General features: G+C 38.4%; 16 protein-coding genes and 1 pseudogene. 7 read left to right on the top strand and 10 right to left on the bottom strand.

The features are described 5' to 3' along the window. Positions 1-70: 70 nt before the first annotated feature. The 9 genes from AC6H0A_RS02125 to glnS form a co-directional block, all read right to left on the bottom strand. Entirely contained in the window at positions 71-2,536 is a 2,466-nt protein-coding gene (locus AC6H0A_RS02125) for a glycogen/starch/alpha-glucan phosphorylase (RefSeq protein ID WP_005641895.1), read from the bottom strand. Positions 2,537-2,776: 240 nt separating this feature from the next. Then, on the bottom strand, positions 2,777-4,207 hold the full coding sequence (gene glgA, locus AC6H0A_RS02120) for a glycogen synthase GlgA (protein WP_005641893.1): 1,431 nt from the start codon (positions 4,205-4,207) through the stop codon (positions 2,777-2,779). Between the two features lie 199 nt (positions 4,208-4,406). Further along, positions 4,407-5,708 (bottom strand): glucose-1-phosphate adenylyltransferase, encoded by a 1,302-nt coding sequence (gene glgC, locus AC6H0A_RS02115; protein ID WP_070047051.1) that lies wholly within the window; start codon positions 5,706-5,708, stop codon positions 4,407-4,409. Between the two features lie 22 nt (positions 5,709-5,730). Then, on the bottom strand, positions 5,731-7,707 hold the full coding sequence (gene glgX / locus AC6H0A_RS02110) for a glycogen debranching protein GlgX (protein ID WP_497512333.1): 1,977 nt from the start codon (positions 7,705-7,707) through the stop codon (positions 5,731-5,733). Between the two features lie 3 nt (positions 7,708-7,710). After that, a complete protein-coding gene (glgB, locus tag AC6H0A_RS02105; RefSeq protein ID WP_497512332.1) occupies positions 7,711-9,900 on the bottom strand; it encodes a 1,4-alpha-glucan branching protein GlgB in 2,190 nt (729 codons plus the stop codon). Positions 9,901-9,909: 9 nt separating this feature from the next. Then, positions 9,910-12,000: a 4-alpha-glucanotransferase gene (gene malQ / locus AC6H0A_RS02100; RefSeq protein WP_005641886.1), complete on the bottom strand. Its 2,091-nt coding sequence runs from the start codon at positions 11,998-12,000 to the stop codon at positions 9,910-9,912. A gap of 182 nt (positions 12,001-12,182) precedes the next feature. Further along, positions 12,183-14,027, bottom strand: coding sequence for a UDP-glucose:protein N-beta-glucosyltransferase (locus AC6H0A_RS02095; protein ID WP_044232880.1), 1,845 nt, complete (start codon positions 14,025-14,027; stop codon positions 12,183-12,185). Positions 14,028-14,157: 130 nt separating this feature from the next. Beyond that, positions 14,158-14,589: a YcgN family cysteine cluster protein gene (locus AC6H0A_RS02090; RefSeq protein WP_044232878.1), complete on the bottom strand. Its 432-nt coding sequence runs from the start codon at positions 14,587-14,589 to the stop codon at positions 14,158-14,160. A 77-nt stretch (positions 14,590-14,666) separates the two neighbouring features. Next, positions 14,667-16,337 (bottom strand): glutamine--tRNA ligase, encoded by a 1,671-nt coding sequence (gene glnS / locus AC6H0A_RS02085; protein ID WP_005641879.1) that lies wholly within the window; start codon positions 16,335-16,337, stop codon positions 14,667-14,669. 222 nt (positions 16,338-16,559) lie between these two features. Here glnS and AC6H0A_RS02080 point away from each other — a divergent pair, with 222 nt between their 5' ends. The 4 genes and pseudogenes from AC6H0A_RS02080 (at position 16,560) to AC6H0A_RS02065 (ending at position 21,854) form a co-directional block, all read left to right on the top strand. Further along, a complete protein-coding gene (locus AC6H0A_RS02080; protein WP_005641877.1) occupies positions 16,560-17,741 on the top strand; it encodes an efflux RND transporter periplasmic adaptor subunit in 1,182 nt (393 codons plus the stop codon). A gap of 18 nt (positions 17,742-17,759) precedes the next feature. Then, positions 17,760-19,690 (top strand): annotated as a pseudogene (locus AC6H0A_RS02075) (MacB family efflux pump subunit). Between the two features lie 76 nt (positions 19,691-19,766). Then, entirely contained in the window at positions 19,767-21,134 is a 1,368-nt protein-coding gene (tdeA, locus tag AC6H0A_RS02070; RefSeq protein ID WP_044232876.1) for a toxin/drug exporter TdeA, read from the top strand. A 90-nt stretch (positions 21,135-21,224) separates the two neighbouring features. Further along, entirely contained in the window at positions 21,225-21,854 is a 630-nt protein-coding gene (locus tag AC6H0A_RS02065) for a histidine phosphatase family protein (protein WP_179230879.1), read from the top strand. Positions 21,855-22,003: 149 nt separating this feature from the next. Here AC6H0A_RS02065 and pepT read toward each other — a convergent pair whose 3' ends face one another. Continuing rightward, a complete protein-coding gene (gene pepT, locus AC6H0A_RS02060) occupies positions 22,004-23,242 on the bottom strand; it encodes a peptidase T (protein ID WP_497512328.1) in 1,239 nt (412 codons plus the stop codon). Positions 23,243-23,537: 295 nt separating this feature from the next. Here pepT and potA point away from each other — a divergent pair, with 295 nt between their 5' ends. The 3 genes from potA to potC are packed head-to-tail and all read left to right on the top strand — an operon-like array spanning position 23,538 to position 26,270. Next, positions 23,538-24,656: a spermidine/putrescine ABC transporter ATP-binding protein PotA gene (gene potA / locus AC6H0A_RS02055; RefSeq protein WP_044232874.1), complete on the top strand. Its 1,119-nt coding sequence runs from the start codon at positions 23,538-23,540 to the stop codon at positions 24,654-24,656. Continuing rightward, positions 24,640-25,500: a spermidine/putrescine ABC transporter permease PotB gene (gene potB / locus AC6H0A_RS02050; protein ID WP_005638601.1), complete on the top strand. Its 861-nt coding sequence runs from the start codon at positions 24,640-24,642 to the stop codon at positions 25,498-25,500. Before potA ends, potB begins: the two co-directional genes overlap by 17 nt. Further along, positions 25,500-26,270 (top strand): spermidine/putrescine ABC transporter permease PotC, encoded by a 771-nt coding sequence (gene potC, locus AC6H0A_RS02045; RefSeq protein ID WP_005628794.1) that lies wholly within the window; start codon positions 25,500-25,502, stop codon positions 26,268-26,270. Before potB ends, potC begins: the two co-directional genes overlap by 1 nt. The last annotated feature ends 50 nt before the right edge of the window (positions 26,271-26,320 follow it).

Raw genomic sequence — 26,320 nt, 5'->3', positions numbered from 1 at the left:
TAAATATAAAAAATCTGCATCAAACTCGGGCTTGATGCAGATAATTTATTTATTGGCTATTAATATAAAATTAATCACCTAATTGAACAGGCTCAACTTTCCAAATTCTCTCTGCGTACTCTTTAATCGTGCGGTCAGACGAGAAGAAGCCCATATTCACGATATTTTGGATGGTACTTTCAATCCATTGGTCGCGTTGTTTGTATTTCTCATCTACGGCTTTTTGAGTTTCTACATAACTACGGAAATCAGCGAAGGCTTGATAATAATCGTGGTATTGCAAGCCTTGTAATAGTTGATGATAACGTTGAGGATCTTCTGGTGAGAATTTACCTTCAATAATTTGATCTACGACTGTGCGTAATTGAGCATCATTTTGATAGTATTCAAATGATCGATACCCTTCTCGACGAAGTTGCTCAACTTGTTCCACCGTGTTGCCGAAAATAAAGATGTTATCTTCACCCACGTTTTCCAAGATCTCCACGTTCGCACCGTCAAGTGTACCGAGTGTCAATGCACCATTTAAGGCAAACTTCATATTACTGGTGCCAGAAGCCTCTGTGCCTGCAAGTGAAATTTGCTCTGAAATATCCGCTGCTGGAATAATTAACTGGGCAAGGCTTACGCTGTAATTTGGAATAAATACAACTTTTAAACGGCCTTTCAAACGCTCATCATTATTGATGACATTAGCAACATCATTAATTAAATGGATTGTTTGTTTCGCTGCATAATAAGCCGAAGCCGCTTTACCAGCTAAAATAAATACACGCGGTTGCCAATCTTTTTCAGGGTTGGCAAGCATTTCATTATAGCGAGCGATAATATGCAACACGTTCAACATTTGACGTTTATATTCGTGAATACGTTTTACTTGAACATCAAATAACGCATGTGGATCAAGTTCAACACCTAATTCAGATTTCACGTATTCCGCCAATTTCACTTTGTTCGCAAATTTAATATCCGCAATCGCTTCTTTAAATGCTTTTTTTTGCGTAAATGGTTTAAGTTTTTCGATTTGACTTAAATCACAACACCATTCTGAACCAATGTATTTATCGAATAAGTTTGCTAATTGTGGATTCGCAACGGCTAACCAACGACGCGGTGTGATACCGTTTGTTACATTGGTGAAACGTTCTGGGAAAATACGAGCAAAATCTGCAAAGGTTGAAGTCACCATTAAATCAGAATGAATTTCTGCCACACCGTTAATTTTATGTGAACCTACAACAGATAGCCATCCCATACGCACTTTGCGTTGGTAGCCTTCTTCGATAAGAGAAACACGACGGATAAAATCGTTGTCAGTCGTCACATAAGTGCGAACATATTCTAAGAAGTGATCGTTAATTTCAAAAATCATCTGTAAGTGACGTGGTAAGATTTTCGCCATCATTTCTACTGGCCAAGTTTCTAACGCTTCCGACATCAAAGTATGGCAGGTGTAAGAGAAAATGTTACGCGTCATCTCCCAAGCTTTTTTCCATTCAAAACCTTCATCATCCACTAAAATACGCATTAATTCAGGAATTGCTAACGCTGGGTGGGTATCGTTTAAGTGGATCGCCACTTTATCTGCCAAGTTTTCAAGGCTATCGTGGATGCGTTTGTGACGGCGTAAAATATCTTGAAGTGATGCAGAGACTAAGAAATACTCTTGACGTAAACGCAATTCGCGACCATTCCAAGTAGAATCATCCGGATAAAGTACACGTGATAAGTTTTTATTTGCTGAATGTTCTTCTAATGCCGCTAAGTGTTCACCGCGGTTAAAGTCTGCAAGATTAAATACTTCACCTGCATGAGCAGACCATAAGCGTAATGTTGCTGCAGAATTGTTTTGATAACCTGGAATCATTTGGTCGTAAGCAAGTGCGGTCACTTTTTCAGTATCTTGCCAAATACATTTTTTGCCTTCGAAATGAATGTTTCCACCAAATTCTACGGTAAAGCGTTTAGATGGACGAATGAACTCCCAAGGTGCACCTTTTTCAAGCCATGCATCTGGGCGCTCGACTTGCTGACCATTTTCGATTTTTTGGCGGAACATACCATATTCATAACGAATACCGTAACCCATACCAGGTAAACCAAGGGTCGCAATAGAATCCATAAAGCACGCAGCTAAACGACCTAAACCGCCATTACCCAAGCCAGGATCAACTTCTTTTTCCAACACTTCTTCTAAATCCACATTTAATTCAGACAAGGCTTCTTGTGCTAATCCATAAATACCTTCTGCGATCATGGCATTAGAAAGGGTACGTCCAATTAAGAATTCCATTGAAAGGTAGTAAACACGGCGAGAATCTTCTGCTCGAGTTTGGCGAGCTGTGGTAATCCACCCTTCTGTCACTAAATCTCGAGCAGCATGCAAAGTCGCATTTAACCAGTCACGTTGGCTCGCTTCACGCGGTGATCGACCAATTAAAAAAATAAGCTTATAAACAATTGATTTTTTGATTGCCTCAACAGTCATTTGTGGGCGATTGTATAGGAATGGAGAATCAAAATTATCCATTATCATAAGTAAAACCTCGGTTTGAATGTTAAAAAATTATCTATAATAAAAGAGATGTTGATTTAAAAATTCACGCACATTTCAAAAAATCAATCGAAATAGACCGCTCTTTGTATCCAAGAACCTTTATACCTCTAATAAATTCGTTCGAATTTTATGCTTATTTTGTCGAAAAACAAGCATAATCACAGAGCTTGCAACAATAATCTAGAAACAGATTGTTGCTCTTAACGTTTATAAATAAAACTACAAACGTTCATAAAGTGCACGATATTGTTCTGCTGCTTTACGCCAGCTGAAATCTTGTGCCATCGCATTCGCTCGCAATGCTGACCAAACTCTCGGTTTTTGCCAAATATCAAACGTTTGTTGGATACTTCTGCGTAAATCTTCAGCGGTAGCTTGCTCAAACACAAAACCCGTTGCCATGCGCTCTTTAATATTTTCTAGTGTGCTATCCACCACCGTATCGGCTAAACCACCCGTTTTACGAACAAGTGGAAGTGTGCCATATTGCAAACCATAAAGTTGTGTTAAGCCACAAGGCTCAAAACGGCTTGGGACTAAAATCACATCACCACCAGCCACTAATAAATGTGACAGTGTTTCATCGTAACCAATTTTGACTGCAACATTTTGTGGATAACGTTCAGCAAGCTCACGAATACTTTGTTCAAAGTGCGGTGCACCTGAGCCCAAAATCATCAGCTGGCCACCTTGTTTTACAATTTCATCCGCACTTGCAATCAATAAATCCACGCCTTTTTGTTCAGTTAAGCGGGTTACCATCACAAATGCCAATGCATTTTCATCTTGCGGTAAATAAAAATAAGCTTGCAGTTCAGCTTTATTCTGTTTTTTACCTGCCATATGTTTCAATTTGTAACGATGCTGAATATATTGATCGGCATTTGGATGCCAAATATTTTCATCTACCCCATTAAGAATCCCCACTAAACGCCCTTGAGATTTTAAACCAGAAAGTAAACCTTCTAAGCCATAGGCAAATTCAGGTGTTGTAATCTCTTTAGCATAAGTCGGGCTCACTGCAGTGCTGGCATCGGAGTAAAATAAACCTGCTTTTAAATAGGAAATCTGCCCAAATAACTCTAAACCATCAACATTAAACATGCCTGCTGGCAATCCAATTTCAAATAAATGCTGATAATGGAATTGCCCTTGATACGCTAAATTATGGATTGTAAATACGGATTTTGCTGGGCGACCTTTATTAAATAAGTAAGCGGCACATAAACCTGCATGCCAATCATGAGCATGAACCACATCTGCACGCCACCAGCTATCTAAGCCAGTAGATAATTCAGCGCCAACCCAACCAAGTAAGGCAAAGCGTTTATAGTTATCACCATAATCATTATAGTAACAATCGTGATATGGATTCCCCTCACGTGCATATAAATGTGGCGCATCGATTAAATAAACACCCACGCCATTATATTCGCCATAGCGCAACACAACGTGTCCCGCAAAATTATCAAATTCAGCAACAACTTGTGTATTAGAAATACCTGCAGAAATCGCTGGATAAGCTGGCAATAAAATGCGTGCATCAAGTCCTATTTGATTTTGGGCTTGTGGCAAAGCTCCTAAAACATCGGCTAAACCGCCTGTTTTAAGGAGAGGATAAAATTCAGAGCAAACGTGTAAAACTTTCATTTAATTTTTATTTTCCCTATAAAACATAAATAATGCTCGATCAACTCCCCCTCTTTAGAAAATAGGAGCAGGGGGCGATTTGATTACGATATTTGAAATTCCTATGAGACTGATTTCACTTCTGCCAAATCTCCTCACTCCCTCTTTGCTAAAGAGAGAGGCTAGAAAGTGCGGTCAAAATTCACCGCACTTTTCATCATTAATCTAAATGCTCTTCAGATACGACTTCTTCACCTTCTAATTTTTTCAGCATTTTCGGGGTAACTAGAATCACTTTACCAGTTGAACTGATACGGAAACGTTTTTTATCTTCTTCCATATTCACACCAATTTCCATGCCATTGGGAATTATACATTCACGGTCGAGAATACAGTTTTTCAATATACAATTCTTACCGATTTTAACTTGTGGCAATACCACACAATGATCCACTTTTGAGAAAGCATCAATTTTAACGCGATCGAATAGCACGGAATTACTGATAGACGCATCAGTAATAACACAACCACCGCCAATTAAAGAATTATCGACTGGATGAACCTTTGAATTTTTGTAGAAGAATTTTGACGGGTAAGCTTGAATTGGATTACCGCGAATTGGCCAACTTTGATCATAAATATCAAGCTGTGGATTTTCAGATACTAAATCGATATTAGATTGCCAGAAGCTATCTAATGTCCCCACATCACGCCAATAAATTTCACCTTCAGTATTACGTCCCATGCAAGAACGGCTGAAAGGATGCGCATAAAGGGTTTCTTCTGCTAAACATTTTGGTAATACATCTTTACCAAAATCGTGGCTAGTTTGTGGTGTATTGACCTCTCTATCCAACATTTTGTAAAGATAATCCGCATCAAACACATAAATCCCCATTGATGCGAGTGAAATATCAGGTTTACCTACCATTGCCGGTGGATCTTTTGGTTTTTCAACAAAGGCTTTGACTTTTAAATTTTCGTTTACCGCCATGACACCAAATTCATGTGCTTCAGAGCGTGGTACTTCAATACAACCCACCGTACATTTTGCACCGCTGTTCACATGGTCCATCAACATGACGCTATAGTCTTGTTTGTAAATATGGTCACCCGCCAAGATCAAAACATATTTAGGGCGATAGTGATCACGAATAATCGCCATATTTTGATAAACAGCATCCGCCGTACCGCGATACCAAGTTGAATCATCAATTTGTTGACGAGCAGGAAGCATATCAACAAACTCCCCTTTTTCTTGTGGTAAGAAAGACCAACCAGTTTGCAAATGACGAAGTAAAGAGTGTGCCGCGTATTGAGTCACTACCCCAATTCGGTTCAAACCAGAGTTAATACAATTAGAAAGTGCAAAATCAATAATACGACGGTTACCACCAAAATAAAGGGCGGGTTTTGCACGCTTATCCGTAAGTTCATGCAAGCGTGAACCACGTCCCCCCGCAAGAATAAGCACCAAAGTATTTTTAACTAAATCATATTTATTAAGGTCGCCAGCTTTCATAAGGATCTCCATAGTCTTATAGTTATTCGTCACTCAGCATACAAAAGCCCATTGAGCTAAGCTCTGCTTGTTGTGCATCGAGGGTTAAATTATGTGTGCCGATTTGAGGTTTCCATTTTCCATCAGGTAAGTGAAAGACCTGTCCTTCGGCTTTGGTATTAATCAATAAAAGACAATGCTTATCTAAAACTACTTGTAATGCTTTGGTTTGTTGATTTTGCCAATCGTCAACTGTCATCTGGTTACCGTGAATGTTAAGCCATTGCACATTGTCACCTGACCACCATTGATTCCGGTTTAAACTACCAATTTGCTTACGTGCTGCAATCGTTTGCTTGGTAAGTTCAAATAATTCCTTGTTAAAATTTGCCCATTTAAGCCAAGTAATCTCGTTATCTTGGCAATAGGCATTATTGTTACCATATTGAGTGTTGCCGAACTCATCGCCCGCCAAAAGCATAGGTGTACCATTTGCAAGCAATAAACTCATTAATAATCCGCTTTGTGCAAAAGTGCGGTTATTTTCCACCGCACTTTTTTGCGGCTCAGAAAGGGATTCAGTAGAACCTTCTACCCCATGGTTATAACTGTAATTTTCATTGCGGCCATCACGATTTTCTTCGCCATTCGCTTCGTTATGTTTTTGGTTATAACTCACTAAATCTTGCATGACGAAACCATCATGAGCGGTAATAAAATTAAGCGTTGTGTGTGGCAAGCGGTCATTTTTCTTAAATAAATCGCTAGAACCTGCAAAGCGTTCTGCAAATACGCCGATTTCGCCACTTTTCCATAGCCAGAAACGACATAAATCATCGCGGAAGTGGTCGTTCCATTCAGCAAAATAATTTGGGAAATTGCTGGCTTGATAACCGTAATGCCCAATATCCCAAGGCTCGGCAATCAATTTAATATTTTGTAAAATGGGCTCATTTTTAATATCTATAAAAAGCTGAGCTGACGAGTTAAAATCAGGTGTATCACGCCCCAAAACAGTGGCTAAATCAAAACGGAAACCATCAACGTGGCATTGCTCAACCCAATAACGCAGGCAATCAATGACCCATTTTCGCCCTACATCAGAGGATAAATTGAGCATATTGCCACAGCCTGTCCAATTGATATAACGCCCCTGATCGTTGCGCCAATAGTAAGTTTGATCATCAATACCGCGCTGGCAGAATGTTGGGTAAGTTTGCTCTGATTCTGCAGAATGGTTAAATACCACATCTAAAATAACTTCAATACCCGCTTTGTGAAACGCCTTCACCATCGATTTAAATTCAGCTAATGGATTATTTGTTGCCGCATATTTGGGTTCCACCGCAAACATGGCTAAGGGATTGTATCCCCAATAATTTTGTAAGCCTCGTGCCTGTAAGTGCGGTTCATTTATATGGAAATTTACAGGCAACAATTCCACTGCAGTTACGCCTAATTCTTTTAAATAAGCTAAATTGATAGGATGACTTAAGCCCGCATAGGTGCCCCGTAATTCAGCGGGAATCTTGTCGTTAAGTTGGCTAAAACCTTTAACGTGCAATTCATACACAATAGTTTCCGCCCAAGGCGTATTGAGTGCTGTATCATTTTCCCAATCAAAATCTTCTGAAATAATCACCGCTCTTGGCGCAATATAAGCATTATCGCGATGATCATTCATTAAAAACCAAGAACGACTTTCTTCAGTAGTTAAATCCGGTTTACCATTCACCGCTTTTGCATAAGGATCGAGCATTAATTTATTCGGATTGGCATGTTCACCGTGAATGCGGAATCCATATTCTGTCCCAACCTCAACGCCTGATACAGCTAAATGCCATACATTATTTGTGCGAACCATAGGAAAGCGCGTTTCTTTCTCGCCATCAAAAAGGCAAACTTCAACACCACTCGCCGCAGCAGAGAACAGGGAAAAATTAGTCACCTTTACACCATTCTCGGTGAATATTGAATAGCCCATTGGCGCTGATTTGCCGTTGTTATAAATCGTAAACATATCTTACAAATTGTATTTCAAATAAACTGTCGCCAATGGTGGAATAGAAATCGAAATAGAATTTTCTCGTCCATAGCTTTCAATTTCTTCACTTGTTACATAACCAAAATTGCCCACATTAGAGCCTTGATAATACATAGAATCAGTATTCAAAATTTCTTTATAAGTGCCTGCAACATTTACCCCAATACGGTAATTATGGCGTGGCTCAGGCGTGAAGTTACTGATGACAACAACGCGCTCACCATTTGAGCTACGACGCTCAAAAGCAAATACAGAATTTGCCGCATCATCAACGACAAGCCAATCAAAGCCTTCAGGTGAATAATCCAGTTCAAAGAGCGGTGAGTTTTCTCGGTAAATATGATTCAAATCTTTTACTAATTTCAATACGCCTTTATGCCAGCCACCACCTATATTTTCATCAAGCAAGAACCAGTCCAAACTTTCTTCGTAATTCCACTCACGACCTTGAGCAAATTCATTGCCCATAAAGAGCAATTTTTTACCCGGGTGCCCCCACATATAGCCGTAATAAGCACGTAAGTTCGCAAATTTTTGCCATGCGTCTCCCGGCATTTTATCGAGGAGAGAATATTTGCCATGTACCACTTCATCATGTGAAAGCGGTAGCACAAAATTTTCACCGTATTGATACATCATCCCAAAGGTCATTTTATTGTGATGATATTGGCGGTAAATTGGGTCAAGCTGCATATAGGCAAGCGTATCGTTCATCCAGCCCATATTCCATTTAAAGTTAAAGCCCAATCCACCATTTTCACTCGGGTGAGTCACACCAGCAAAAGAGGTTGATTCCTCCGCAATAGAAATCGCGCCCGCCATTTCGCTGTGGATTTTCCAGTTGGTATGTTTTAAAAATTCAATGGCTTCTAAATTTTCACGTCCGCCATATTGATTTGGAATCCATTCACCTTCCGCACGGCTATAATCACGGTAAATCATGGAAGTCACAGCATCCACGCGAATACCATCTACACCAAAACGTTCAAGCCAATACAGTGCATTACTGGATAAGAAATTTTTGACCTCATTACGCCCATAGTTATAAATCAAGGTATTCCAATCTTGATGATAGCCTTCGCGAGGATCTTCATGCTCATACAAAGCTGTACCATCAAACGTGACTAAACCATGCGTATCACTTGGGAAATGACCTGGCACCCAATCTAAAATCACATTAATTCCTGCTTCATGTGCACGTTTTACTAAACGACGAAATGCCTCAGGTGAGCCAAAACGACTGGTTGGCGAATAAAGCCCAAGTGGTTGATAGCCCCAAGAACCATCAAACGGAAATTCAGAAAGAGGTAAAAATTCTATATGGGTGAAGCCCATCTCTTTTACATAAGGAATTAATTCATCAGCAATTTGATCGTAATCTAGCCAAAAATTATTTTCTAAATTTCGACGCCAAGATCCTAAATGCACTTCATAAATGGAAATCGGTTGATTTGCTTGATTTGCTTGACGACGTTGTTCCGTCATTTCCACTACATTTGGTAATGCACTCACTTGCGATGCTGTATCAGGGCGAAGTTGCGAACTAAAGGCAAATGGATCGGCTTTCAAACGAAGATTGCTATGGCAATCAATTAATTCAAACTTATAGAGCTGTCCTAAGCTGGCTTTTGGTAAAAAGAGCTCCCAAACACCACTTTTTAGATGAAAATGCATAGGATGACGGCGACCATCCCAATAATTGAAATCACCCACAATAGAAACTCGTCTTGCATTAGGTGCCCATAAGCGGAAATTCACCCCGCTCACACCATCACATTCCATAAAATGCGCCCCAAGCACTTCATAGGGGCGAAGCATAGAACCTTCAGAAAGTAGCCATTGTTCTAAATCATCAATCATAGGATGAAAACGATAAGGATCTTCGACTATTTGCGATTCATTGTCCCAAAAAACCTGTAATTGATAAGCAAAAAAATGACGACAATTTGGAATAACACCAACAAAAAAGCCACGCTCATCGACACAATCAAGTTCCGTTATTTCTTTACCACTTTCACGTTCAATCACCACCACTCGATTGGCATCTGGCAACAACGTACGGATTTCAATTCCTCGCTCAGTTTCGTGCATGCCAAGCGTAGCAAAAGGATCGCCATTGCTTGCATCAAAAAAACCATCAATAATTGCCTGTGTTACTGCGGTTGTCATATTTACTCCTTATACATTTCGCCCTTGGTTAATTTGCACAAAGAACGTTTTCAAAGCTTTATTACTAAAAATAAACGCTAACGGTTGAGAAAGTTTCTTACACCAGTTTGGGTATTCATTTGAGGTGCCTGGTAAATTAAAACTGATTTCTTGGCTAAGTAAATTTTCTAATTGCACACCAATCAATCGGCTATTACTTTCCGCCAAATAATGATGAATCATTCGGTTTAAATGATCGTGCATCGCCATAGAAAGCGCATCGCCTTCATAATGCGGCGGTAAATAATTATCACGATGTAAACTATTTAATAATGCTTGTTTATCCATGACGCGTTGATCATATTTTTGCTTGAGCACTTCCCCATTCAGAATACCAAGTTGATTAAATAATTCTAAATCACGGCAATGCCAAAAACTTTGTAATGAGGGAACATCATGCGTGCCAACAGTGGCATAAGCATTTCTAGGATAATCAGATATACGAGGAAATTCGCCATTTCGTTGGGCGAAATACAATACAAAATAAGAGAAAATTTGAAACTCGTTTAATTTCCACCGCACTTCATCAGGCACCGTGCCGAGATCTTCACCGATAATCAAACATTCATTGCGTACACTTTCAATGGCAAGAATCGCCATTAATTCATCAAAAGGATAATGCACATAAGCACCGTCAGCCGCGTTTTTTCCTTCTGGAATCCACCACAAACGGAATAAGCCCATAACATGATCGATGCGTAGCACACCGAAATATTGCATATTGGCACGTAGCATATCGATAAATGGTGCAAAGCCACGTGCTTTTAGCACGGTTGGATTATAAGGTGGCAAATTCCAATTTTGTCCGACAGGGCCTAACGGATCAGGTGGCGCACCAATAGAGGCATTTACACAATATAAATCAGGATCGCTCCATACATCAGCACTGCCACGAGAACTATTTACGGCTAAATCACCATAAATCCCCAATTTCATACCAGACTGTTTACAAAGATTTTGTAATGTGGAAAGTTGTTCTTCCGTGAGCCATTGCAACCAAGCAAAAAATTGGATTTGCTCATGGTGTGTTTTTAATAGAGATTTTCTTTTTGCCGCACTTAAATGTTGCCATTCCTTACGCCAGCCAAGCCAACCGATGGTATTTTCTTCTGCTTGATGGTCTGCGTGTTCTTGTAAATCTAATACATTAAATAAGCCCTGTAACCACAAAGGTTCACCTTTGTTTTTTAAATAATCGGCAAAGATTTTTCGACGCGTCGCAATTTCAGCGCATTGACTACGTTGAAAGAAATCAAACAGGGACTCAAGTGCGGTTAATTTTAAAGCCAATATTGAAGAATAATCGACGCAATCACTTTCACGCAAAGCGCCTATTTTTGCTTGAATATCCTTACGCTTAAACCAATTTTGCACTGAGCGGCAACGATTAAATTCTGGTAAATCAGGAATCGCTAAATATAAAAAATTCAACCAACGACGAGAAGATGAACTATAAGGGCTAGCCCATTTTGGCTCGGCAGGATACGGCAAATGTAATGGATTTATTCCCACATAATCTGCGCCTTGTTTTGCACTTTGTTCAATCAAAGTGGCTAAATCACCAAAATCGCCAATGCCCCAATTTTGTTCTGAGCGTAAACTATAAAGTTGCACATTCACGCCCCACACTTTTTTATTTTTTAATACGGGGGGGTGAAAAACTGTTTTAGGAGAAATAAGTAAACGAACGCGGTACTCTTCAGTATCGGAAAAAATAGATAATTTATAATAGCCAAAAGGAAGTGGAGGCAAGGAAAGTGCGGATAAATTTGAAAGTGTTTTTTCTAACAGAATGACATTAGATTCATCAATCAGCTGATAACGATATTCCGCAGATAGTGGCAAATCTAGACGATTTAGTCGATAATCAATCGGTTCATTTTCAAACGCAGCCAGTACATCGTCAAACTGTCCTTTTGTTTTTGGCGGAGGTTGCAAAAGCTCAACAAAAGTTGAAACCGTCTTTTCATCTGCGAAAATAAGATGTCCATCAATATCATAATGAGAAAGCGCGATACCGCATTTTTCTGCTTTTTGCTTGAGAGAATCCGAGATTTGCATAGACACCACATGACAACCGTATAACTCTTGTTATGGATTATAACCAAGCTGAAAGTGATGACAACCGGCTTTATTTAAAAGTGTGATCTTCGTCAAAATAAAATGAAGCCTCTAATCAGTTAGGGAGAATCCAATTTTTAGAGGCTAAATATAAAACTATATTTTTCGTGAATAAAATCTTATTAAAATTTTAACGCTTTTACTTTTTCTAATAACACTTTACCCATAGGGCTAGGATCACCTTTAAAAAGGGTTTTCAAACCATTACTTTTTATAATATGGCGGCGAAGTTCAAGACGCTCTTTATGGTTTTCAGCAAGTCTTACTGAACAATCAATATATTCTTCTACACTTTGAGCGATAAGCCATTCTGATAAGCCTAAACGTTTGAATAACCCTTCATCAATATGTTCATGTACTTCATCCCCAGTCTTACAAACACCAACTAGACCAAGTGTTACCATATCAATAATTCCATTTGTATTACCAAATGGAAATGGATTCAGCATCATATCACATTGGTGTAAAATACTGAGATACTGATGATAAGGCGCATGAGCATGAGCCGTTGCACTATCGCCTAAATACTGCTCAATAAACCATTTTACATAAGGATGTGCAACACCAAAAGATTGACCCAGAGCAAAATGAAAATGTACTTTCACCTTAGCTGTATCTCGAATTATTCTCAAAGTTTCAAGAAATTTTGGATTCAATTTCATTGTTGTTGCGGCTATACCGATATTCACAACATCAGGCGCTTTTCTTAATAAATAATTTACTTTTTCAGGTGCTAGCGCTGATGGGACATAAGGCAATGCATCCTTTGGTAAACGAAGTAATTTCTCACTAAAACAATCTTCCGAACCCACATAGTCATCTTCTACAATTACATATTCAATGAAATCAGAATGAGTTGTTGCGGGATGTCCTAATGCTATCGCTTGAATTGGGGCTAAACGTGTATTACTTGCAAAAATTGTTGTTAAATCCATACCGATACTTGGCATATAAAAAACAGCTGCGCCATATTCTTCACATTTTCCACGAATAAATTCAAGACATTGGAACATTGTATCGCCTTCAAGTTGAAAAAACTCATCAAATACCTCGCGTCCAAGCTGATCCACTGCTTCTCCACCAATACCAACCAAATGGAATTTCTTACGTGCAGCAATCATTGATGTAGAATGAGTTCGATAAATAGAATGTGCGGAATGAAAATGCTCCAAAAGCACCACCATAACAGGTTTACGACGACGTTTACCTAATGAAGTTATTTCACGATCTTTCCACCCCTGAGCTAATAAATGTTTACGTATAACTTGATTTAGCGCACGTTTTACATCATGTTTATTTTTAGCAAAATCGTAACTGCAATGCATATACACATCATGAGAAATACTAGATGGCAATTTATCTAAATTTTCAAATTCAGCCAACTTTTTAGGAAACCATTGTAAAAGAATCGCTCTTTTATTAAACGAGGTACCAGTGCCAATAAAACGTGGTGATTGCAAAGCAAAGCAAAGAGATGCACAAAGCTCTTTATTTATTTCCCAAAGCGCATCCAAATTAATATTAATATTTGATTCAGATAAATATAAAATACAGAATTTCGCAAATGAAGAAAACTCGGTATTTAAGTGTACATCACCATCAGGATTTGGGTTAATATTGTAGGTTCTTAGAATATGATCTGCATTCACATAAGGTGAACTTGCAAAAATAAACGTTAACCAACGCTGAAGACCAATAAAACTCAGTGCTCCACTTTCTGAAATAATCAAATTAGGATCAGTAAATAACTCTGTTATAGCATTAGCTACGCGAGTACAAAAATATTGAGTACGCTTTTCTAATAAATCTGAAATTTGCTCAGGAAAATCAAATTCTATACCATCAATCCCACCAAAATTGTCATCAATTTTTCGTAAAATACTCAAAAGTTCTTGGCAAGCACCTTCATAATTTTTATTCGAAATTTCTTTTTCTAATCGGTTAACACTAGGTTGTAGCATTGTCATAATTCCTTCTATAATCAATTAAATATACGACACTTTAAAGCAGATAAAACTCTATAGGATTTCATAAGCTGTTATTACCAGTATGAAATTATAAATAATTACACAAATAACGCTAGTTTTTTATAAAAACTTAAATCACAAACTCAAACCAATCAATCACATCGCGTTCATGCACACCATTTTTGATTAAAACATCAGCCTTTTTCAAGGAATCCGCATGGCCAGAAATGAGTGGATGCCATTCTGGGAGTGTTTTTCCTTCATAAAGTAAACGATAGGCACAAGTATCAGGCAACCAATGAAAATCAGGTAAATTCTTTTTAGTGAGTTTGGTACAGTCGGTTTCAATTTTAAAACGCTCTGAATAATTACCGCACTTTCCAGTTTCCACATCTAAAAGGTTACAAGCAATTCGGGTGTAATAAAGTTTTTGGCGTTTACCTCGCCCTTGAATATATTTGCGATAACAGCATTTGCTGCAGCCATCACATAGGGCTTCCCATTCGGATTCGGTCATTTCAAGCAGGGATTTTGTTTGCCAAAAATTAGGTTCAAGTTGCATACTGGATTGCATAGTTGATACAAATAAAAAGTGCGGTCAAAATCGCATTTATTTTGACCGCACTTGGTTGATTAAAATTAGAAGCCTTCTTTTAAGTTTACTGTTAAGTTAAATACCAAATGTTCAGGGCGGCTATCTTTACTATCCGCACAGAAATAACCTTCACGTTCAAATTGATAACCTTTCTCTGCTTCTGCCGCAGCCAAGCTTTGTTCTACAAAACCATGTCTTACCACGAGAGAATATGGATTTAACACGCTTTCAATATCATCTTCAGCACCTGGATTTGGCACAGTAAATAAGCGATCATATAAACGGAATTCAGCTGGGTGATTATGTGCAGCAGATATCCAGTGAATGACACCTTTTACTTTACGACCATCTGCTGGGTTTTTACCTAAAGTTTCAGGATCATAAGTACAGAAGATCGTAGTAATTTCACCATTTGCATCTTTCTCTACACGTTCCGCTTTAATCACATAAGCATTACGTAAACGCACTTCTTTACCCAATACTAAGCGTTTATATTGTTTGTTTGCTTCTTCATGGAAGTCTGCACGATCAATATAAAGCTCTTTCGTAAACGGTAATTGACGCTCACCTAATTCAGGACGATTCGGGTGATTTGGTGCCGTTAAGGTTTCTTCGCCTTCAAAGTTTTCAATCACTACGCGAACAGGATCAATCACCGCCATTGCGCGTGGTACATTTTCATTTAAATCTTCACGAATACAAGCTTCAAGTGCAGAATATTCCACCACGTTATCTTGTTTAGTCACACCGATACGACGACAAAATTCACGTAACGAAGCTGGGGTATAACCGCGACGGCGTAAACCTGAAATCGTTGGCATACGCGGATCGTTCCAACCATCCACAATGCCTTCATTCACTAATTTCAATAATTTACGTTTAGACGTTAACGTACCTTCTAAATTTAAACGTGAGAATTCATATTGATGCGGTAATGGACGTTCAATACTAATATTGTCCAACACCCAGTCATATAAACGACGGTTATCTTGGAATTCTAATGTACAGATTGAATGAGTAATACGTTCGATTGCATCAGAAATACAGTGGGTGAAATCGTACATTGGATAAATGCACCATTTATCACTGGTTTGGTGATGGCTCGCAAATTTAATACGATAAATCACTGGATCACGCATGACCATAAATGGCGATGCCATATCAATTTTTGCACGTAAACTTGCTTTCCCCTCTGCAAACTCACCGTTCTTCATTTTTTCAAATAAAGCTAAGTTTTCTTCAATAGTGCGGTCACGATATGGGCTGTTTTTACCTGGCTCGGTTAAGGTACCGCGATATTCACGCATTTCTTCTGGAGAAAGCTCATCCACATACGCCAAGCCTTTTTTGATTAATTCAATCGCATAACCATAAAGCGCATCGAAGTAATCAGATGCATAACGCGGTTCGCCTTCCCATTTAAAACCTAACCATTCCACGTCAGCTTTGATGGAATCCACATATTCCACGTCTTCTTTTACGGGGTTAGTATCGTCAAAACGTAGGTTACATAAACCATTATATTCTTTTGCTAAGCCAAAGTTTAAACAAATCGATTTCGCATGACCGATATGTAAATAGCCGTTCGGCTCAGGCGGGAAACGAGTATGAACGCTTTTATGTTTACCCGAAGCTAAATCTTCATCAATAATTTGGGTAATAAAATTGTGAGTGCGAGTATTTTCTGCACTTTCTAGAATTTCTGTATTGCTCATAACTTTCTCATAAATAGAAAAAATAATTTGCTATTCTATACGAAAAGCAAGGCTTTGTGAATTTGATCGCTAAACTAACCGCACTTTGATTAAATTAATACTGAATCTTTTAGGATTTTTAGGTCTAACTTGAAGATTTTTCGTGCAAACTGAAAAGTTTACCTTTAGAATAAACCTTTGCTGAATAAACGTTCATTTTTTATTTAGAATAACAAAGTCTTTATGAAAAAACGCTTTTTTATTTTACTCGGATTACTCGTCGCTGCTGGTGCAGCTTATTATTTTTTCTCAAGCAATAACAAACAGGAAACCACCTATCTGATGGAATCCGTTACCCGTGGCAATGTGGAAAAAACCGTTGTCGCTTCTGGTTCAGTTGAAAGTGTGAATGAAGTTGATGTCGGCGCCCAGGCTTCGGGTAAAATCACCAAACTCTATGTCAAACTAGGGCAAGAAATCAAAAAAGGCGAAATGATCGCAGATATTGATTCCACAACTCAAATTAATGCCTTAAATACCAAAAAGGCCGCATTAGTCAGCTATCAAGCTCAATTAAAAGCGAAGAAAACCGCTTATGATGTAGCCCTTTCAAGCTATAACCGCTTATCAAAACTTTATATGCAAAAAGCGACGTCTTTAGATAGTGTGAATACGGCTAAAAGCACACTTGATAATGCGAAAGCTGAAATGGAAGCCATTGAAGCCAATATCAAACAAGCTGAAATTGAAGTGAATACCGCTGAAACCAATGTGAGCTATACCAAAATCACCGCTCCAATGGATGGTACTGTTATCTCTGTGCCTGTTTCAGAAGGCCAAACTGTTAATGCCAACCAAACGACTCCAACAATTGTGACCATTGCTGATTTAAGCAAAATGAAAATTAAGCCTGAAATTTCAGAAGGTGACATTACCAAAGTGAAAGCAGGTCAAGAAGTTAGCTTTACTATTTTATCGGATAGCCAAACCATGTATCACTCTGTCATTGATTCGGTTGATCCAGCCAATACCACGACAAGTGATAGTTCTTCAACATCATCTTCGACAAGTTCAAGTAGCAGCTCAACGACCAGTGCGATCTACTATTACGCCAATGTTTTGATTGATAACCCTGATCGTACTTTACGTATCGGAATGACGACAGAAAACAACATCAAAATTGCCAACGCTAAAGATGTGTTATTGGTTTCCAATATGGCTATTCAAAAACGTGATGGCAAAAACTTTGTCAATGTATTGAATGACAAAAATCAACCTGAACAGCGTGAAGTTGAAATTGGTGTACAAAATGATTTCCACACAGAAACCAAATCCGGCTTAAACGAAGGTGAAAAAGTTATCGTGTCACAAGTGGACAATGGTGAAAAAGTAGGCTCTATGCCTCGTGGTCCAAGAATGTTCTAAAAGTGCGGTTGAAAATTAATGAATATTATTGAAATTAAGGATCTCAACCGTTACTTCGGTGAAGGCGAAAATCGTGTTCATATTTTGAAGAATGTCTCTTTAAATATTGAAAAAGGCGATTTCGTCGCGATAATTGGGCAATCTGGTTCGGGTAAATCGACCTTGATGAACATCATCGGGTGCTTGGATACGGCAACCAGTGGTTCTTACAAAATCAATGGTAAAGAAACTATTGAATTAAGCAAAGATCAGCTTTCAGATTTACGTAGCCAAAAATTCGGCTTTATTTTCCAACGCTATAACTTATTGTCGAGCTTGATCGCAGCAGAAAATGTCGCCTTGCCTGCAATTTATGCGGGGATGTCGCAAGAAAAACGTCTTTCTCGTGCAAAACAACTTTTAGAAAAATTAGGCTTAGGTGATAAATGACAAAATAAACCAAGCCAGCTTTCTGGTGGTCAGCAACAATGTGTGAGTATTGCACGTGCGTTGATGAATGGCGGTGAAATTATTTTAGCCGATGAACCCACTGGTGCATTGGATTCTCAAAGCGGTCAAAATGTGATGGAAATTCTGCGTCAATTACACGCAGAAGGTCACACTATTATTATGGTAACCCACGACCGAGAAATTGCCGCCTGTGCGAATCGCGTAATTGAAATTAAAGACGGCGAAATCATTGGCGATACGCAAAAAAAGCAGTAAAAAGTGCGGTCGAAAATCCAACCAAATCTAAACCGCACTTTGGGTTCAGCAAAGATCAATTTGTTGAAGCCTTTCGTATGTCTGTAAGTGCGATTATTGCCCACAAAATGCGTTCTCTTTTAACCATGCTCGGGATTATTATCGGGATTACTTCTGTGGTTTCCGTCGTGGCATTGGGAAACGGTTCTCAACAAAAAATCTTGGCTAACATTAAAGGCATTGGTACAAGTACCATGACCATCTTTAATGGTACGGGCTTTGGTGATCGTCGTGCTGAACAGATGCAGAACCTTACAATTAATGATACCACTGCCTTAAACCAACAAAGTTATGTACAAAGCGTCACGCCAAATAGCTCATCAAGTGGCACATTAATTTATGGTAACCAGACTTTCTCCTCGACCAGTTTAAAAGGTGTGGGCGAACAATATTTTGATGTCGATGGCTTAAAACTAAAATCCGGTAATTTATTTTCTGCTCAAGATGTTGCTGATAACAATCAAGTAGCCTTAATCGATGAAAGTGCGAAAAAGTCGATTTTCCCGGATGAAAACCCTATCGGCAAAATCGTGATGTTTAATAAACGTCCATTACGTATTATTGGCGTGGAATCTGATAAACAAATGGGCGGGGCAAGCAGTTCACTTAATATCTATGCCCCTTACACCACTGTGATGAATCGTATTTCGGGTAGCAAAAAAATTGGCTCAATTACCGTAAAAATAGATGACTCCGTCAATACGACTGTTGCTGAAAAAGGAATTACTGAATTACTGACCATGCGTCATGGTAAAAAAGATTTCTTCATCATGAATAGCGATACTATTAAACAAACTATTGAAAGTACAACGGGCACGATGAAATTACTCATTTCCTCTATCGCCTTTATTTCATTGATCGTTGGGGGGATTGGAGTGATGAATATTATGTTGGTTTCCGTAACAGAACGAACTAAAGAGATTGGTGTGCGCATGGCTATTGGCGCGAGACAATTTAATATTCTGCAACAATTTTTAATTGAAGCCGTGCTGATTTGTTTAATTGGCGGTGTGACGGGTATTCTGCTTTCGGGTTTAATCGGTCTGCTATTTAACGTATTTATGACTGACTTTACGATGGCATTCTCAACTGGCTCAATTATTGCAGCGGTAGTCTTCTCTACCCTGATTGGTGTGATCTTCGGTTATATACCGGCAAAACGCGCAGCACAATTAGATCCAATTACAGCCCTTGCTCGAGAATAAAGAAATTTTGTAAAACACAAAAGTGCGGTTAAAATCATCCGCACTTTCCACTCATTTTCGTAAGAAGGAAAACTCAATGTTTAAAATGAAAAATATCACGCTTGCTTTGTTGATGTCTGGTACATTAGTGGGATGTGCCAATATTGGCGATTCTTATCAAGCTAGCCTTGAAGATTACAAGCAATATGAAGAAATTACCAAGCAATATAATGTAAAAGAAAATTGGTGGTCATTATATAACGATGCGCAATTAAATCGCGTAGTAGAACAAGCGTTAATAAACAACAAAGATTTAGCTAAAGCAGCCGTGGCTGTAAACCGTGCACTTTATAGTGCAAATTTAGTGGGGGCAAATTTAGTGCCTGCATTTAATGGTTCAACTTCATCAGCGGCACAACGTCGAGTTGACGCAAGTGCAAACTCTGCTATTTCACACAAAGGTTCTTTAAATGTGAGCTATACATTGGATCTTTGGCAACGTTTAGCCAATGTCGCTGATGCTGCAGAATGGTCGCACAAAGCAACCGCTGAAGACATGGAATCTGCTCGTTTATCATTAATCAATTCTGTGGTCACGACTTATTATCAAATTGCTTATTTAAATGATGCAATTAGCACAACCAACGAAACGATCAAATATTACACTGACATTGATAATATTATGCAAACGCGTTTAGCACAGGGTGTGGCTGATGCGGTCAGTGTTGATCAAGCACAACAAGCAGTATTAACAGCACGTAATAACAAATTAAATTTTGAAACCCAACGCAAAACGGCAGAACAAACGCTACGTAATCTTCTTAACCTAAAACCAAGTGATGCGTTAAATATCACATTCCCTCATATTATGAATGTGAAAACAGCTAGGGTGAACTTAAATGTACCAGTCTCTGTGATTGCAAATCGTCCTGATGTAAAAGCAGCACAATTCCGTTTAAGTAGTGCATTCAAAAATGCGAAAGCAACTCAAAAAAGTTGGTTCCCTGAGGTTAATTTAGGTGGAAGCCTATCTTCAACAGCAAGTACTGTTGGCACTGCGTTACACAATCCTGTGGCTGCAGGCACTGTAGGAATTAGCCTACCGTTCTTAAATTGGAATACCGTAAAATGGAACGTTAAAATTTCTGAAGCTGACTATGAAACCGCACGTTTAAATTACGAACAACGTATTACCACCGCTCTCAATAATGTAGATACCAACTATTTCGCATTTACCCAAGCGCAAAACACATTAAGTAATTTACAACAAACCCACAGTTACAATCAGCGTATCACGCAATATTATCGAAACCGCTATAATGCGGGCGTATCCGAATTGCGTGAATGGTTAGTTGCAGCCAATACGGAAAAATCGTCACAACTTGCAATTTTGAATACAAAATATCAAGTGTTGCAAAGTGAAAATGCGGTATATAGCTCAATGGCGGGATATTACTCTCGTTAATAAAACCAAACATAGGGCGTTTTTAAGCGCCCTTTTTAATATTACATTCCTCACTTAGGGTATAAACCTTACCAATAAATATTCCTAAAAATGAAAAAACAACTGACTTTTTATTTTATTCGTCACGGCCGCACTGTTTGGAACGAACAAGGATTAATGCAAGGCAGTGGGGATTCTCCATTAACAGAAGAAGGCATTAAAAGTGCGGCAAAAACTGGGCAAGCTTTACAAAATGTCGATTTTATTGCGGCCTATTCGAGCTGTTTACAACGTACTATTGACACGGCCCATTATATTATTGGCGATCGTGGCATTCCCTTATTCCAACATTGTGGATTAAATGAACATTATTTTGGTAGTTGGGAAGGAACAAATGTCGAACTGATTCGACCTTTGCCCGAATTCCAACAAATGATTAATGATCCTGCTAACTATAAAGCTGAATCGAATGGTGGAGAAACTTATGAACAACTAGCCAAACGAGCTATCGCAGCTTTACAAGATATTATTAAGATTCATCAAGAAGGGAATATTTTAGTGGTATCGCATGGCCATACCTTGCGTCTATTGATTGCTTTACTCAATGGCGCAACTTGGCAAAATCACCGAGATAAAGACAAATCAGTATCTTTATTAAATACTGCTATTAGCATCATGCATTATGACAGTAAAGAAGGCTTTAGCCTTGAAAAACTAAATGACACAACGCATTTACAATAGGTAAAAAAAAGCCCCTAAATCATTAGGGGCATCAAAAAGGAATTTATGAATAAAATCTCTAAAGTTTAGCTTTATCAAAGGAAGCTCGATAAAACAGGGTCATTATATTGACTAATCTAAAGAATAGCAAGAAAAATCTTTACATTTCTTTACAAATCTTTACATTTCAACATTTCGATAATTACTTGGACAGTCTTTTCCATGCCTTGTAAAGAAACCAACTCGTGTTTACTATGGAAATTATAGCCACCTGTAAAAATATTTGGGCATGCTAAACCTTTAGAGGCTAAAAATGCCCCATCTGTACCGCCTCGAATCGGCTTATGACTTGGTTTAACCCCTACTGCTTTCATTGCGCGATCAGCAAGTTCAATTGATTGAGGAACATTTTTTACCACATCATACATATTTTGGTAGTTATCTTGAATTTCTAACTCAATAGGCTTTTTTAAACCTTTCTTGGTATTAAATTTTTCTACCTGATTTTTAATAAAAGATTTTCTTTGTGCGAAATTATGCTCATCAAAATCACGAATCAAATAAGTGAGCTCTACTTGCTCAATATCGCCAGAAAAATCTTCTAAATGATAAAAGCCCGCTTTCCCATCCGTTTTTTCTGGGACTTCATCAACAGGAAAAACTTGCTGAAATTCACAAGCTAAAGTCAGTGCATTCACCATTTTTCCCTTTGCATAACCAGGATGAATACTCCGCCCGAAAAACCGCACTTTTGCCGTTGCAGCATTAAAGTTTTCGTATTCTAACTCCCCTACTTCTCCCCCATCAATGGTATATGCCCAATCACAGGAAAATTTTTCCATTGGGAAATAATGGATACCTAAACCAATTTCTTCATCAGGCGTAAAAGCAACACAAATATTGCAATGAGGAATATTCTCTTTCTGAAGAATGGAAAGTGCGGTCATAATTTCTGCAATTCCCGCTTTATTATCCGCCCCAAGCAAAGTGGTTCCATCTGCAACAATCAGAGTCTGCCCGACCAATTTTTGCATAAAAGAATAATAAACAGGACTAATAAACTCCTCGCCAATACCTAATGCAATATCTCCGCCACGATATTGCTCTATCACTTCAGGGCGTACATTTTTGCCACTACATTGCGGAGACGTATCAAGATGCGCAATTAAACCAATGGTTTTCGTTAAGTTAGGATCATTAGCGGGTAAGAATGCTGTTACCACCGTGTATTTACTTACTTCAACATTTTCTAAACCAAGTTGGATGAGTTCTTTTTGCAACTGCATGGCCAACTTCATTTGCCCGACTGAGCTGGGAGAATACTTAGCGTTAGGTTTTGATTGGGTGTCAAAAGACACATAATGTAAAAATCGTTCTAAAAGTTCTGTTTTATCTATTTGAGAAATCATATTCTCGCTCCTTTTAAAAATATCTTTTTTAGTTTAACGAGAGAAATAGAAAACATCTTGATATATAACAATATTTATAAAATTAACGAAGTAAAATTCATCGAAAGTGCGGTTAAATTTCTCGTTATTTTTATGAACGGCAGTTTTTTACTTTCTAAGGCATTAAGTCCTTTTAATTATTAACAATTCACTATATCATAGGCGTCTATTTTTATATGTCGCCCCTGCAGTCTTGCAGGTTTTATTTCTACTCAGTACCAAATCATTGGTGAAATTAGGGAGAAAACCAAAGCTAGTGGAAAATCAGCTTCAAAATAAGCCTATTATTGTGCTTCGTTCAATCAAAAAATCCTATGGTTCTAACACCATTATTAACGATTTCAATCTTACAATTAATAACGGTGAATTTGTCACTATTCTCGGCCCTTCAGGCTGTGGTAAGACCACAGTTTTGCGCTTACTTGCAGGCTTAGAAGAATTGGATTCAGGTAGCATTATTTTAGATGGTGAAGATATCACCAATGTGCCAGCGGAAAAACGTCATATTAATACGGTATTCCAAAGCTATGCGCTATTTCCACATATGACAATTTTTGAGAACGTAGCTTTTGGTTTGCGTATGCAAAAAGTACCAAACGACGAAATTAAACCGCGTGTTTTAGAAGCCTTGCGTATGGTACAGCTAGAAGAAATGGCAGATCGTAAGCCAACTCAACTTTCTGGCGGACAACAACAACGTATTGCCATCGCTCGCGCCGTAGTAAATAAACCAAAAGTGTTGTTACTTGATGAGTCTTTATCTGCATTGGATTACAAATTGCGTAAACAAATGCAAAATGAACTCAAAATGTTACAACGTCAGCTTGGCATTACCTTTATTTTCGTCACCCACGATCAAGAAGAAGCAATTACAATGTCTGATCGCATCGTGTTGTTGCGTAAAGGTAAAATCGCACAAGATGGTTCTCCACGTGAAATCTATGAAGATCCAGCTAACTTATTCGTTGCTCGTTTCATTGGCGAAATTAACGTATTTGAAGCGACTGTGATTGAACGTAAGTCAGAACAAGTTGTACTGGCTAATGTGGAAGGTCGCGTTTGTGATATTTACACAGACATGCCTGTTGAGAAAGATCAAAAACTTCAAGTACTCCTTCGCCCAGAAGATATTGTGATTGAAGAATTAGATGAAAATGAACATTCTAAAGCGATTATCGGCCACATTGTTGACCGCACTTACAAAGGAATGACATTAGAATCAACAGTAGAATTTGATCATAATGGCATGCGTGTACTTGTAAGTGAATTCTTTAACGAAGACGATCCACATATGGATCATAGCGTAGGTCAACGCGTAGGTATCACATGGCATGAAGGCTGGGAGGTTGTTCTCAACGATGAAGATAATCAATAATAAATTCCAGAAAATTACTGTTGCGATTATCTTCAGTTGGCTCATCTTCTTTGTGTTGATTCCAAACTTATTGGTATTCGCCGTAAGTTTTCTGACTAGAGACGGTAGCGACTTTTACGCTTTCCCAATCACCATTGAAAACTACACAAACTTGTTTAATCCGCTTTATGCACAAGTTGTGTGGAATTCATTGTATATGTCGGGCATAGCTACCATTATTTGCTTATTAGTTGGCTATCCATTTGCTTTCATGATGAGCAAAATTAATCCTAAATATCGACCGCTCTTATTGTTCCTTGTGGTTTTACCATTCTGGACAAACTCGTTGATCCGTATTTATGGAATGAAAGTATTTCTCGGTGTGAAAGGTGTACTTAACACTATGTTGATGGACATGGGAATTTTGAGTGAACCAATTCGTATTTTGAATACAGAAATTGCGGTGATCATTGGCTTAGTTTATTTGCTATTGCCATTTATGATTTTGCCGCTCTACTCTGCGATTGAAAAATTAGACGGTCGCTTATTAGAGGCTGCAAGAGATTTAGGTGCAAATGCATTCCAACGTTTCTTCCGTGTCATTTTACCACTAACCATGCCAGGCATTATCGCGGGGTGTTTATTAGTATTATTACCAGCAATGGGTATGTTCTACGTAGCCGACTTACTTGGCGGAGCAAAAGTATTGCTTGTGGGTAACGTCATTAAGAGCGAATTCTTAATTTCCCGTAACTGGCCATTTGGTTCTGCAATCAGTATTGGTTTAACTGTTCTAATGGCATTGTTGATTTTCGTGTACTATCGTGCGAACAAACTATTGAATAAGAAAGTGGAGTTAGAATAATGAGTCGTTTACTACGTAATGCATTTATGTTTGTGGTATACGCTTATTTGTATATCCCAATTATTATTTTAGTCACTAATTCCTTTAACGAAGATCGTTATGGTTTAAGCTGGAAAGGCTTTAGCTGGAACTGGTACGAGCGTTTATTTAATAACGACACCTTAATACAAGCAGCGATTCATTCGGTAACTATTGCATTTTTTGCGGCTACACTAGCGACTATTGTAGGTGGATTAACTGCAATCGCACTTTACCGCTATCGATTCCGCGGTAAACAAGCGGTAAGCGGCATGTTATTTATCGTTATGATGTCACCAGATATTGTAATGGCAGTATCTTTACTTGCGTTATTTATGGTTGTCGGTATTTCATTAGGTTTCTGGTCTTTATTACTGGCTCATGTGACTTTCTGTTTACCGTATGTGACCGTAACTATCTTCTCTCGCTTAAATGGCTTTGATTCCAGAATGTTAGAAGCAGCGAAAGACTTAGGTGCAAGCGAAGTTACTATTTTACGTAAAATTATCCTTCCTTTAGCATTACCAGCTGTTGTATCTGGTTGGTTGCTAAGTTTCACTATTTCATTAGATGATGTTGTGGTTTCATCATTCGTCAGCGGTGTAAGTTATGAAATCTTACCATTGAGAATATTCTCTCTAGTGAAAACTGGTGTAACACCTGAAGTTAATGCTTTAGCAACGATTATGATCGTGCTTTCACTGGCTCTTGTCGTTTTAAGCCAACTAATTACACGAAAAAATAACCATTAATAAACAAAAGGTTTCACAAACCTTTGAATTTAAAATAGAATACGCCTTGA

This window comes from Haemophilus sp. THUN1692 (assembly GCF_059704395.1).
The sequence above is the reverse complement of the archived record's forward strand: the minus strand, read 5'-3'. Positions and strand labels throughout refer to the sequence as shown.

What these genes read in the sequence shown, in the direction of transcription:
- pepT (WP_497512328.1), bottom strand. Translation starts at nt 23,242, where the DNA reads ATGATTTCTCAAATAGATAAAACAGAACTTTTAGAACGATTTTTACAT.
- glgA (WP_005641893.1), bottom strand. Translation starts at nt 4,207, where the DNA reads ATGAAAGTTTTACACGTTTGCTCTGAATTTTATCCTCTCCTTAAAACA.
- glgX (WP_497512333.1), bottom strand. Translation starts at nt 7,707, where the DNA reads ATGTTTACGATTTATAACAACGGCAAATCAGCGCCAATGGGCTATTCA.
- tdeA (WP_044232876.1), top strand. Translation starts at nt 19,767, where the DNA reads ATGTTTAAAATGAAAAATATCACGCTTGCTTTGTTGATGTCTGGTACA.
- AC6H0A_RS02125 (WP_005641895.1), bottom strand. Translation starts at nt 2,536, where the DNA reads ATGATAATGGATAATTTTGATTCTCCATTCCTATACAATCGCCCACAA.
- AC6H0A_RS02080 (WP_005641877.1), top strand. Translation starts at nt 16,560, where the DNA reads ATGAAAAAACGCTTTTTTATTTTACTCGGATTACTCGTCGCTGCTGGT.
- potB (WP_005638601.1), top strand. Translation starts at nt 24,640, where the DNA reads ATGAAGATAATCAATAATAAATTCCAGAAAATTACTGTTGCGATTATC.
- AC6H0A_RS02095 (WP_044232880.1), bottom strand. Translation starts at nt 14,027, where the DNA reads ATGACAATGCTACAACCTAGTGTTAACCGATTAGAAAAAGAAATTTCG.
- glgC (WP_070047051.1), bottom strand. Translation starts at nt 5,708, where the DNA reads ATGAAAGCTGGCGACCTTAATAAATATGATTTAGTTAAAAATACTTTG.
- AC6H0A_RS02065 (WP_179230879.1), top strand. Translation starts at nt 21,225, where the DNA reads ATGAAAAAACAACTGACTTTTTATTTTATTCGTCACGGCCGCACTGTT.
- glgB (WP_497512332.1), bottom strand. Translation starts at nt 9,900, where the DNA reads ATGACAACCGCAGTAACACAGGCAATTATTGATGGTTTTTTTGATGCA.
- malQ (WP_005641886.1), bottom strand. Translation starts at nt 12,000, where the DNA reads ATGCAAATCTCGGATTCTCTCAAGCAAAAAGCAGAAAAATGCGGTATC.
- glnS (WP_005641879.1), bottom strand. Translation starts at nt 16,337, where the DNA reads ATGAGCAATACAGAAATTCTAGAAAGTGCAGAAAATACTCGCACTCAC.
- AC6H0A_RS02090 (WP_044232878.1), bottom strand. Translation starts at nt 14,589, where the DNA reads ATGCAACTTGAACCTAATTTTTGGCAAACAAAATCCCTGCTTGAAATG.
- potC (WP_005628794.1), top strand. Translation starts at nt 25,500, where the DNA reads ATGAGTCGTTTACTACGTAATGCATTTATGTTTGTGGTATACGCTTAT.